This is a genomic window from Anaerosporobacter sp., assembly GCF_965301125.1.
In genome coordinates, this window is the sequence record NZ_CBDLAM010000122.1 from 1 (window position 1) to 12,309 (window position 12,309).

Annotated in this window: 8 protein-coding genes; 6 read left to right on the forward strand and 2 right to left on the reverse strand. The window is 32.5% G+C overall.

The features are described 5' to 3' along the window. Positions 1–171: 171 nt before the first annotated feature. From ACW2QF_RS13165 to ACW2QF_RS13190, 6 genes are all read left to right on the forward strand, one after another. The gene (locus ACW2QF_RS13165) at positions 172–975 is read left to right on the forward strand and encodes a hypothetical protein (RefSeq protein WP_455716466.1); all 804 of its coding nucleotides are present in this window, start codon (positions 172–174) and stop codon (positions 973–975) included. Positions 976–1,045: 70 nt separating this feature from the next. Continuing rightward, entirely contained in the window at positions 1,046–2,170 is a 1,125-nt protein-coding gene (locus ACW2QF_RS13170; RefSeq protein ID WP_455716467.1) for a type IV pilus modification PilV family protein, read from the forward strand. Then, complete coding sequence (locus ACW2QF_RS13175) at positions 2,170–4,353, forward strand: hypothetical protein (protein ID WP_455716468.1); 2,184 nt, start codon at positions 2,170–2,172, stop codon at positions 4,351–4,353. Before ACW2QF_RS13170 ends, ACW2QF_RS13175 begins: the two co-directional genes overlap by 1 nt. A gap of 12 nt (positions 4,354–4,365) precedes the next feature. Next, positions 4,366–4,851 carry a type II secretion system protein gene (locus ACW2QF_RS13180; RefSeq protein ID WP_455716469.1) on the forward strand — a complete coding sequence of 162 codons (486 nt, stop codon included), beginning with the start codon at positions 4,366–4,368 and terminating at the stop codon, positions 4,849–4,851. A gap of 12 nt (positions 4,852–4,863) precedes the next feature. Continuing rightward, positions 4,864–5,472 (forward strand): PulJ/GspJ family protein, encoded by a 609-nt coding sequence (locus ACW2QF_RS13185; RefSeq protein ID WP_455716470.1) that lies wholly within the window; start codon positions 4,864–4,866, stop codon positions 5,470–5,472. A gap of 43 nt (positions 5,473–5,515) precedes the next feature. After that, the gene (locus tag ACW2QF_RS13190) at positions 5,516–10,651 is read left to right on the forward strand and encodes a DUF5057 domain-containing protein (RefSeq protein ID WP_455716471.1); all 5,136 of its coding nucleotides are present in this window, start codon (positions 5,516–5,518) and stop codon (positions 10,649–10,651) included. Positions 10,652–10,776: 125 nt separating this feature from the next. On the opposite strand, the gene ACW2QF_RS13195 is transcribed toward ACW2QF_RS13190, so the two are convergent. Both ACW2QF_RS13195 and ACW2QF_RS13200 read right to left on the reverse strand, forming a co-directional pair. Continuing rightward, the gene (locus tag ACW2QF_RS13195) at positions 10,777–11,490 is read right to left on the reverse strand and encodes an ABC transporter ATP-binding protein (RefSeq protein ID WP_455716472.1); all 714 of its coding nucleotides are present in this window, start codon (positions 11,488–11,490) and stop codon (positions 10,777–10,779) included. A gap of 53 nt (positions 11,491–11,543) precedes the next feature. Beyond that, a partial coding sequence (locus tag ACW2QF_RS13200) for an ABC transporter permease (protein ID WP_455716473.1) occupies positions 11,544–12,309 on the reverse strand: 766 nt, incomplete at its 5' end.

Sequence of the window (12,309 nt, forward strand, 5' to 3'; positions counted from 1 at the left end):
TTTAATCAAACTGAATCTATTGATCAACAAGAAAATGGACAAAATGCCGAAGAAGAGAATAATCAAGAAGAACAAGATATTGATCAAAATCCAGATGAACAAGCTGAACAGCCATAGTTTTCTTGTTAAAATTGTATTAACAAATAACATTTGTGAAGGAGAATCAAAAGTATGAAGGAATTACTTAATGTTAAAAGAAATAGAGTTATATTAATACTTTTGGGGATATTCATTTTAATTATAGCCTACTATGGTGTGTATATGACCAATCAGGATAAGATGGATTCCATAAAGCTTGAGATGGTGGATATGAAGAGCCATCTAGAACAATTAGAGAATTTTAATAGTAAGAAACAATTTTACTTAGATGAGACAGATAGGATGGATGAGGAAATGAAGACGATAATAAGTAAATTTCCAGTAGACATTCTACCAGAAGATTTAGTTATGTATATTAAAGAATCAGAAGATGATTATGATATCAATATAACAAATGCTGTTTTTTCTGAAAAATTAACGTTTGATGATTTAGGTGTAGCTGTTGTAGCTGGTACAGAAAGTAGTACAAGTGAAGAAAGTTCAACTACAGATGATACAACTACAGAAGAAACTACAACTTCTGAAGATACTACAGCTAGTGAAGAAACTGCAACTGCTGAAGAGAGCACAACTACTGACGCGACTACTACAGATGAGTTGAGTGCTACAAATCCAGAAGGATATAAACGAACTATATATTTAACAGTACAATCAAGCTATACAGGCTTGAAGGATCTAATAGCTCATATTATCGATGGTAATGATAAGATGGTGATTGATACCATCTCATCAAGTTATGATGTTACAACAGGTGAGCTTAGTAGCGAAGTTGCAATTAATTGTTACTATATGACTGGTACAGGCCGCGAATATGAGGGTAGCTCAATTCCACAAGAAATTTTAGGTAAAACCGATATTTTCAATACTCAAAGATAGAGTGCAGTTCCGTCTGTAAGCATAAGCGAGCAGACGGAATAATTATAATAATTGTCTGAAAGGGGATAGAATGTTGGTAAAAAAAGAGGACAATCATAAGTTTAACAAAAACAATCGTGGATTTACCTTGTTAGAATTACTTATTAGTGTAGCTATATTAGCATTAATCGTTATCCCAATACTAAACAGCTTTTTATTGTCTGCCAGATTGAATGCGAAAGCAAATCAAAAGCACAGAGCCACTATGGTTGCAGAGAATATAATGGAGAAATTAAAGGGAAATACATTGGACGAAATTGTGACATGGAGAGATATAACAGAAAATCTAACTGTGGATGATGTAAGAAAGTATCGTCTAGAATCTTATATAAATCAAGGTAGTCAATATAATGTAGAAATTAAAATGGATCCAACTAGTGCATTATATAAGAACGGCGTGGATAAGCAACTTATTAATGACTATTCATTCCCAGTCATTGCAGAAGTGTATGGAGATTCTAATGCTATTATATCACAAAATGATGAAGACAATGTGGCAGCACAAATGTTTTTACAATATAGTCAATTAGCTAATCCTGATACTGCATTTAAAGATACCGATGAAGTTAAAAAGAGTATGAAAAAGTATATGCAAATCGTAATATTGAAGGGGACTAAAGCAAATCATGTAGTAGTGGAAGCAACATTTATGTATAGATGCGATACTCCAAACCTACCAGTGGATAATCAAATAGTAGAACTTGGAGTGTATTCAAAAGATATTGAGAATTTAAATTCGATTTATTTATTCTATGATTCCCTAGATCACAATAATTCAGATGCAATTCAACAAGATAATTTATTGGTAAATAATAGGGATGCGAAGGCTGTTGCTAATGTTTATATTGTAAAAAGAGGGGAGACTAAGGCTGCTACAAATTATGTATTAAATGCCAAAAACACAACGTATAATGGTAAATCAATATCAGGAATCGCTGATAGACAATATGGTAAATCAAATTTAACCTTTTATTCAAATTTGAGCCAATCAAGTCTAGGAAACGTAGATTTGAATCCTGCATCGAATACAAACACACTTGCTCCTAATTCCGGAGTAAAAATAAATCGAATCTATGATGTAACAGTTACTGTCTATAAGAAAGGTAATTGGTCTGATCCATTAGTTGAGTTTACAACAACAAAGGAGGAATGGTGATGAGAAAAAATCAAAATTCCTTGAAGGAAAATAATAAGGGATTTACGCTAGCAAGTCTATTAGTAATAATGTTACTAGCCTCTGTACTTGCAGCACTTTTGTTAACTGTAACAGTGCTTAATGTGCAATCAAAACAAATTGATAGGAAGTCAAAAGATACCTTTTACTTAGCTGAAAGTATAGTTGATGAGATTCAAGCCGGAATTGAATCAGAATTAGGGGAGGCTATTGGTGTTGCGTATAGAGAGGCATTGCCTAAGTTCAAAAGTGATATGATGAAAGAAGTAAAAGCAGAATATGCTACGAAAATCATTTCAACTTTATTTACTAAATATACAGGGAAACCTTATACAGATACATATAATAATTCTTTCCCATATGATTATACAGTACTGAAATCATATTTATCAGATAAGAATAAAGCGAATATCGATAAAGTTGAATTAATTTGTGGAAATCTTTATGTTGATAAAACAAATTCTAAGCTGACATTGAAAGATCTAGAAATTAAATATTACACTAAAGATGGTTATCTGTCGAGTATGCAGATGGATTTTGTTGTTAAAGTACCAGACGTAAGTTTCGATAATCCAGGATTTTATTTATCATTAGGCGATTATGCTATTATTACAGATGATAAATTAACAAGTAAATCACCAAAGGCAGATATTAACGGTAGTGTATATGCAGGTGCTGGGATTGAATCACAGGGCGACAATAAAGTAATCAATTTCATATCAGATAATATTGTGACAAGAAAGGCAATTACTTCAGATGCAGGTGGGACAATTAATATTAATGGGAAAGACGAAGTGAGCAAGGTGTGGGCAGATACTATCGAGACAACTAATAAGGACCCAAATTCAACACTACTTACTAGCATTATCATTAAGAATGCAAAATGTTATGTAAAGAATGATCTTGTATTAGATGCTAGAAATAACAATTATGTAAGCATAACAGGTGATTACTACGGCTTTGGATATAGTCTGGATAACGCTAATGAAAGTAGTGCAATTCTTATAAATGGCCGCAAATCAACCTTGGATTTGACAGGAATATCAAGCATGTTGTTAGCTGGTCGAGCTTATATTGATGCGGATCCTAACGACAAAAACAAGGGTGTTTTAATGGGCGAATCCTTATCTGTTAAAGGTAATCAAATTGCATATTTGGTACCTGCAGAATATGTTAAAGGTGGAAGCAATCCAACTACACAAAAAATCGATGATAAATCGGATGATCTCGAGGTTGACTTTAGACCGTCAGATAGTAGAGATTTTACTAATAAGAAATCCTATAAGACTTATATTGATACATACCAAGATACGTATAAAGATAAGGCAAAGGAAGAAGCTGAAAACGGCAGTATTTTGCAATATCTGAATTTGAATAGAACCGAGGTAGGATATAAAAAGGTTATGGTAAATTCAGAGACGTATTATTATCTAGAATTTCGTTCAGAAAAATTGGCTAATAAGTACTTTAGTAACTATTATAAGGAAAATAAAGATCGTATTGACGAAAGAACAAGATTATATGTAGATAGTATTAAACTAGATAATAATTTGGATTTGTATACAATAGTTGGTAATTTAACTGCCTATGACAAAAGTACAAAAGAAGCTGATGTAATATACCAAGATGAACCAGATAATGTGACGGCAACTAGTAACCTATATTCTAATCAATACAAAAATATGATTTATAATTTGTATGAAAGCGGTTCTGCAAGTGGAGCTGAAGAAAATAATTCTCTATTTGAGAAATACATTAATACTTCTGTGTTATTAAACTTACCAAAATCAGTTCCAGAAGTGTTTGAACTAGATTCGAATACAAAAGCAGTTTTCGTTAATAATGAAAACGGTGATAATTTTAGTATTAAGTCACAATTTACTGGTGGATCTGCGAGTGGAATAATTGTTGCCAACGGAATAGTTGAAGTTGATAGGGACTTTAATGGCACAATTATAGCAAAAGGAGGAATCGTGTTTAATAACGGAAATCGTAAATTAACTGCAGATAAGTTAACGGTATATCAATTATTAAATCCTTCTTATCCTGATGTTACCAAATATTTCAAGGAGCTAAGTTCAAGACTAGCTAATGAAAGTAACAAGACTGGACAAAATATTAATATACATGAATTAGTCGATATTGAAAACTGGAAGAAAAAATAGAGAGGTGGCTTTATGAGAAAAGATAATCATGGATTTACAATGATAGAAGTGCTCGTTGTTATTGCCATTCTAGTTATTTTAACAACAGGTATTTCATTGGGGCTAAACAGTGTAGTAAGCGCTAACGTTAATAAAGCTACGAAAACGATTGATGCGCAGATGAAGAAGTTACGATTCACTACCTTGAGTAGAGAGGATAATTATTCGTTATTCATATATAAAAAAGGTGGTACGAATTATTATGAAATTGCTCCATCAAGTACAGCGGTTAATAAACTCAAGGATGGAACTAAATTAGGTAAAAAAGAAATGAAAATTCAATATGTTGCTGATGGAATAATGCAAACAGTAGGCGATGATAACAAGTATATTAAGATAACATATAATCGTAGTGATGGAACATTTAATTGTAACTATACTAAAATTGAATTCATAGCTGGTGGGAAAAATAAACAAATATTATTGGTAAATGCAACTGGTAGGCACTTTATTCGATAAAGGAGGAGTATTGTGAAGAAAATTGATAATAGAGGTGTTACGCTTGTTGAGCTAATTATCGTTATGGCACTAGCTGCAATCGTTTCACTTATGGCTTTCTCATTCTTACAAGATTCCACACATTATTATAATCGAGTAAGTGCGGAAGTAGATATTCAGATGGAGGCGCAAACTACATATAACCAAATACGAGACTTTGTAATGAGTGCAGAAGCAGGAGTAATGGCATTTGGAATGGACAAATCTCCTGCTGAAAAGAAACTTAATCTTGATGGGAAGGAATACCGTGCGTTAGTAATTTATGGTAGAGACAAAATAAAAGCAGTTATTTACAACCCTTCAAATAAAAAGTTGTATTTGGTAGAGGATGCTAGAATTGATGATGATAAGAAAGCTGACCCAATGCATATAATTGAGTGCATTAAAAAGATTGGTGACGTAAATCTGATGTCAGAGGGTGTATCGGAATTTGATATTCCTAATGCAGACAAAATTGGTAATTTAGGTTTCAATGGAATAGTTCAAATGAAGTTAGAATTTACAAAAAAGGATAGGAGTAAAGTGTACGAAAGTAATGTAACCATGCGAAATGGAAATGTAGTTTTTGATAGAGGAAATTAATATAAGAAAGTATTAATAAAATAATGTGAGAGGAGTTGCTATTATGGAAGCAAGGAAGAAGAAAATCTGTTTGTTACTAGTTATAGTATTAGTACTAAGTCTATCCGTGGATAAGTACTCACCAGCTAATAAAACCAGTAATACAGCTTTGGCGAAAGAGATTGATTACGGAATAAACGATATCCTTAAAAAAAATACAGATGATAATCAATTTACTATTGTTGAAATTGTTCCACATAAAGGGTTGGCACAGATTGGATATAGTGTATCTGGTCAAGAACCTGTACAGTGGAGAGATTATTTAAAAACCTTGGATACATATAAAAAGAGGACAGATTTTCTTAATACGTTATTAAAAGAATACTCGAAAGTTTTGGATCCATATTCACAGGGTATCTTAGAAGCATCATATACGTATAATTATATGGAAAAATCAAAAATTCCATCAACTTCAGATCCTAGTTTGTGGACGGTTGTTGATACATTTGATGAAAGTACTTCAACACAAACAGGGTATTTTTCCTTTGAAAATGCTGGTGATGGAGACTATCGTTTCAGTGATAATTTGAATATTAATTATTCAGATAATTCTGGCAGCTATTATGAGTTTAAACCAGTAGCTACAAGTTCATATCCAGAGAGAGCACAATATAATAGAAAAGCTGTCTCATATAAAAGAGATAATACAACTGGTGAATATAACGTAACATTTGTTTATGATTATGCTAGAAATCATACGAATGAGCAAGCCTATGTAGTCAATGACGCAACAGAAAGTACTGATATATCACAAGATAAGAAGAATAAGTATACCCAATATAGTGAAACTAAATATGAGAAACTTGGAGAAAAAGAGAATATAGAATTAACAGATACCTTTGCCAAGTTTGTTTTATCAAGTGATACTTCCAAAGCGAAGTATAAAGTATTACAAGCAGAGAAGCTTGATGATTTAGTTGGTTTAGTGGGATTTTACGATGTGAAAGTAGATAAGCAAGGAAATGAAGTCCTTGATGAGAATGGTGAAATTAGTTATGTATTTAATCCTAACCAAACTGGAAAGTATAATGTAACATTTGTATACGATGAAGCAGGAACTTATGAAATGGACGAGCTAGAGGATTTCAGTGTAGATGATGATTCTTTAAGAATCATGTATTATAAGAAAACTAGTAATACATTTGAATCTTATAGTTATGGTGGTGATACTCCGACACATGTTGTAGATTTCTCACCAGTTAGTGATAAAACAGAAGTTAATGCTAATGCAAGATATTATTATGTATTAGATAGTGAAAAAGTAGAAGCAGGATCAGGATATTATGGTGGTAATTATAAGTATGTAAAAACTACGGCACCAAATGGAGAATATGTTTTAGAGCTAAAAGATTTAGATAAATATAGTGGGGAAGTCATGACCTATGATAAAGGAAATGGTGATTATAGTTGGGTTGAAGAAGAGCCAACTCCTTTCCCAGAGACAAATTACAATGCAACAAAAATATATGTGAAAGACATGTTAATTAAAAAAAGTGCTAATTTTGTTTACAAAGGCGGTTTGATTAATAGCGATCGATTCAAAAAGACCATTTTAGGGCTTAGTGATGAGAAGGCTAGCAAATTCAAAATAAAGGTGATATCTGTTACACCTGAAGAGTTGAATGATGATTATATTAATAATAAATCAAACAGTATTATCAATCAAGCAGATATGTTTTTCATATCAGATAACTATGAGCAAAGTGCATTCTTTATGTGGAGTTGGGAAAATTACACGAAAGAAGGTATGGTATTAAAAGATGATGAGAGATTGACCGAAATAAAAGATAACAAAATAAAATATAAGGATTCTGCACAAGAGAAATTAACATTTAATAGTCATGAACTTAGTACTAAGGCAATGGATGCTATTGTAAATAGAGTTAAAACTAATATTACAATAGGCGATGATACGTTACCTCGAGCTCCTTTAGTTTATGATGTGTCATTAATAAGCAGAGCTAGCAGTGATAACAATGTACGACAACTGTATAATAAGGTCACGAATGGTGAATTCACAGACAGTGAACTTATAATAGAGCCACGTGTATATGAAAATGTATATGCATATCAAGAAATAGAAAATAAGGTTTTGTTTAATAATAACTTTACTTCAAGTCCGAATTATTCCACGTATAATAATTCTAAATATAAGAATAATTTTTCGGATATAATTGAAGATTTACAAAACGAAGATATCGTACGAGTAGCTAATGGATTGCAGCCTTATGGTGAATCATTAACTCCAAGTAATGTAATTCGATATATCTTAAATTATGAAAGTAAACGTGAATTAATTAAGAAAAAATCAGTAACCATACTTGAAGTCCAACCAAGTAACAGTTTTACGCTAGAGGCTACGATAAAGAAAGACGTTACTAGCTGGGTAAGATACTTTAATCTTGAGCCAATACAGAGTAATGCAGATCTCGATGATTACAACAATTATAACATTAAAATCGTAAGCATGAATTCCAGCGAATTTATTGGTAAAATTGAAGACTTGAATAGTGTATATGATATGATTTATTTTGGATTAGATACTGGTGGCATGAATAGAGACGAGAAAACGAAACAAACACTATATAACGATACTAGAATGAATGGTAAGATATATACTCATGTGGGTGATAAAGTTAAGGCTAGTTCCGATTTATTAGGTCTTTTAGATCAGGATTACTATGTAAGAAATGGGAAAAAGCTTGGATTAAAGGATGTAACATTTTTCTGGGATGATGATGAGATTGGTGATCAAAGATATTCAGGTAATGATATAACGCTAGTTAAGTACAATGATCTTATAAACTATGTAGATGGAAACTACCCAGTACTTTTTGAAGATGGGTTTTACGAAACATATAAAGAAAATGGTATTGCTAAGGTAGAACCAAATCGTACCTATCTTGACGGAGTATCTTATATGTATCAATTTGCTGACTATTGCTTAGATGAAGGCAAGACTAATACTGCTGAATCCAATATATTTGGTAGTAAATGGGATCCAACTGAAGAGGAGAAAGTAAAGGCAGCCTACTTTAAGACTTATTTGGCAATTCCTAAACTAGAAATGAAGGTAAGTAATAAGCCGACAGAATATTCACAAATTGAGAACAAGAAGAATAAAACTACTGTTACTACTTATTTAAAACCAGACTCTAATGGAAAGTATGTTTTATCCTATAAGTTTTCAATTACAGATAAGGTTGCATTAGTAGCCTCCGATTTGTCCTACTCTGTTAAGTTATATCTTGATGTCGATGCAGATGGTAGATTTTCAGATGAAGAAGAGATGAAAGGACTTACAGTAAAAAATGGGACTAGAAAGGTCGAAGCTGACCAATTAGTTCTTGGTAAGGATTCGGATTCATCTACTTTCACCGTAACAAGAGAGCTACCAAAAGATTATACGGGTGTAGTACCTTGGAAAATTGTTATTGTAAGAAATAGTGATGATGAGGACAAGGATGGTTATATTCGTACTTCTGTAAATGGTTATACAGCAATTGAGAAGAAAACTGCAGACAAAGAAGAAGTTAAGATATTACAGATTAATAAATGGAAAGATAAAAATGGATATGGTTCTACTCTGAATTTACAGGAGGAATTTGCTGGTATAGGGCAAGGTGGAACTGACAGTAATTATTATAAATATGGTACAAATTTAAATGATTTTGTTTTAAATGTAACTACTATGACTACCGATGAATATATTCAAAAAATTAAGGCTGATCAGAATTATCTAGACCAATATAATATGATTATTATGGGTTTTGCAGACTGTATGCCATATCTTAGTAACCAGACTGCGGTAGATAAAATTGTTGATTTTGCTAAGGAAGGTAAATGTATATTATTCACACATGATACGACTATGTTCTCTAACGTTCCAAAAAATACATATTTATATAATATCTATGGAGAAAATACAAACCAAAAACCAGATGTAGCTAATGGTGGGGATAATAATACAGAATGGCGCTTGTTATGCGGTTTGGATCGTTATGGAATAACTAAATATGTAAAAGGTACTGAAAATGCTGATTATGCGGTGTTTGAAGATAAAAATTCAAAAGATGGTAAAATAACCATTAAAGAAACACAAGGATTTACATCGCAGTTATTGCAAAGAATGGCTTTAAAAGTTAGCGATTATACGGATAAACCAACATTCAATCAATATGCGAGCCCTGAGAATACTACCGAAAATCAACTAAAAAATAATAGCAATGGTTCTTCAGATTGGGCAAGAACTACAGAAGTTAAGAAAGTTAATGAGGGACAAATTACAAATTATCCTTACAAAATTAATGATACTATAACAACTTCTATTACGCATTCTCAGTACTATCAGCTTGATATGGGTGATGATGTAGTAGTATGGTATACATTAGCATCTGACGACAAAGAGGTTGGTTCTAAAAGATACGATGTTTTACCGAATGATGTAAGAAACAATTATTACATCTATAACAAAGGTAATATTACATATTCAGGAGTAGGACATTCATCTGGTGCAACAGAAATGGAAGCAAAATTGTTTATTAACACAATGGTTGCTGCATATAAAGCTGCATCTGAGAAACCAAGTGTTACTATAACCAATGAGAGTTTGACTACCAACAAAGATGGAGAACAGTTCCTTTATGTTGACTATGATGTACAAAAAGGTGTGGATGGCGATACTTATACCAATTTAAGTGGAGAAGAAAAAGACGGGAAAAGTTATATCGACGTATACTATAGAGTTACTAATCCAAATCTAGATACGAATGCAGATTTATCTGTTAAATATTTCGTAGTTGATGAGGCTGGTAATGATAGTGAATGCCCAGTCCAGTTGGCAACTACAACAAAGGCCAATCCTAACAATGTTATAGAGGTGAATGGCGAAGGTAAGATACAAGTAGTGGCGAGTAATCTGTATAATACAGAGGATGAACAATTAGATACCTTGTACTGTGTAAAGGTTCCTCTGGAGTGGTTTAAAAATCTGACCGAAAATAAGGGTAATAGTTCGGTTGCGAAATATGAGAAATTTAAAATTAAGATCTACTATGTGTCTAATGTAAAAGGTAAGAACATAATGGAAAATGATACAAAAGTTCAATTCATTAACCGAAGTTTATTTGATTTACAGTAAAAACTTAAGTACAAATAGTAAAAGGCAATTTTCATTTATAGTCCTCGTTGAGGTACTTCTAATGAAAATTGCCTTTCTTCATTAATTGATAGATAGAACAAGCGTTAGTTATATTCTTCTATATACTAAGCAGTTACAGTAACAATATCATCCTCACAGACATCAACATGTTCAATGATTTGACCATCTACCAAGCGAATTATACTAGTTCCGTATTTTGCTGATTTTGCAGAGTGAGTAACCTGTACGAGAGTTTTATTGTATTTGATATTAATCTTTTGAAAGAGTTCCATAATGTCCTTCCCAGTTTTGGTATCTAGATTTCCAATTGGCTCATCAAGGAAGATAATATCGGGATCAAATACAAGAGCTCTGGCAATAGCAACACGCTGTTGTTGACCACCTGATAATTCTCTTGGAGTTAGCTTCCGTTTGTCTGTCAAACCAATAGTTTCTAAGATATCATTTAATTTATCCTCATACTTTTTAGGGTTTTCACCATCTAGAATAACAGGTAGTAAGATATTATCTTCCACTGTTAAATTAGGAACTAAGTTATAGAACTGAAATACAAATCCAATCTTACTACGTCTTAGCTTACTCATCTGTTTGTGTTTAATTTTACTAAGATCAGTGTCTTCTAACATGATAGAGCCACTTGTTGGTTTATCAAGCCCACCGAGAAGGTATAGGAGAGTGGATTTACCACTTCCTGATGGGCCCATGATTGAGACGAACTCCCCTTGATGAATGGTTAGATTTATATTCTTAAGCACATGGGATTCTTCTTTCCCATTAACAAATGTTTTATTTAAATTGATAGCTTCAATTACGTTCATATCAAAATCTCCTTTCATTCTATGCACCATTTTAGGTAATTGCGAAACAATTCTTACTCATATTTTAACTCTTGAATGATTGATAACTTTTTACTCTTGAATAAAGTTGGTATCGTTGCAAGTAAAACAACAACTACAGTTACAATATATATAGTAGGTAAAGCACCAATGGATAATGTTATTTCGAATGGTAATCCAATGAGTGTCATTATCTTACTCAGTAATGGAATTCCCAATAAACTATACAAAATAGCGATAACCATTCCCCAAGTTACACAAGCAACAGATTCAAGTAATAGGACACGTTTTCGTAAGGAATTCTCCATACCAACAGAGGATAATACGGCAAACTCGGTTTTCCGTTGTAGAAAGCTGATGGATACATTATTAATAATACCAAGTGCTGCAATTATAATAGCCAGATAGGAGAAGATGCTCAGTGCATCCATCATCATTTGATTATTCTCAACATTCTGCTCACACATATCTTCTTTGGTTATGAAGGTAGCTCCTATAGAACGAATAATTGGTTTTAGATCTTTAACGAAAGTGTCTAAATCTAAATCTGTAGTGAAAGTTATTTGATTCGATGATGGTACATTGAATAGGTTTTTCATTGTTTCGTGGCTAACAAAACTAATCATTCCATTGTTATATAGCTTGGCGTCAATAATTGCGTCGATTGTCAAATCTTTTTTAACACCATTACATTCGACGGATATTGTATCTCCAACCTTCTTATCTGTACCCTTAAGTAAGGCGGTTGTCATTATGATACCGTTAGGATCCGCCCTGAATTTGTCTAAGTCTTCTTTATAT

Excerpts from the sequence above, each read along its gene's own strand:
- ACW2QF_RS13180 (WP_455716469.1), top strand. The coding sequence starts at position 4,366 with ATGAGAAAAGATAATCATGGATTTACAATGATAGAAGTGCTCGTTGTT.
- ACW2QF_RS13190 (WP_455716471.1), top strand. The coding sequence starts at position 5,516 with ATGGAAGCAAGGAAGAAGAAAATCTGTTTGTTACTAGTTATAGTATTA.
- ACW2QF_RS13170 (WP_455716467.1), top strand. The coding sequence starts at position 1,046 with ATGTTGGTAAAAAAAGAGGACAATCATAAGTTTAACAAAAACAATCGT.
- ACW2QF_RS13175 (WP_455716468.1), top strand. The coding sequence starts at position 2,170 with ATGAGAAAAAATCAAAATTCCTTGAAGGAAAATAATAAGGGATTTACG.
- ACW2QF_RS13195 (WP_455716472.1), bottom strand. The coding sequence starts at position 11,490 with ATGAACGTAATTGAAGCTATCAATTTAAATAAAACATTTGTTAATGGG.
- ACW2QF_RS13165 (WP_455716466.1), top strand. The coding sequence starts at position 172 with ATGAAGGAATTACTTAATGTTAAAAGAAATAGAGTTATATTAATACTT.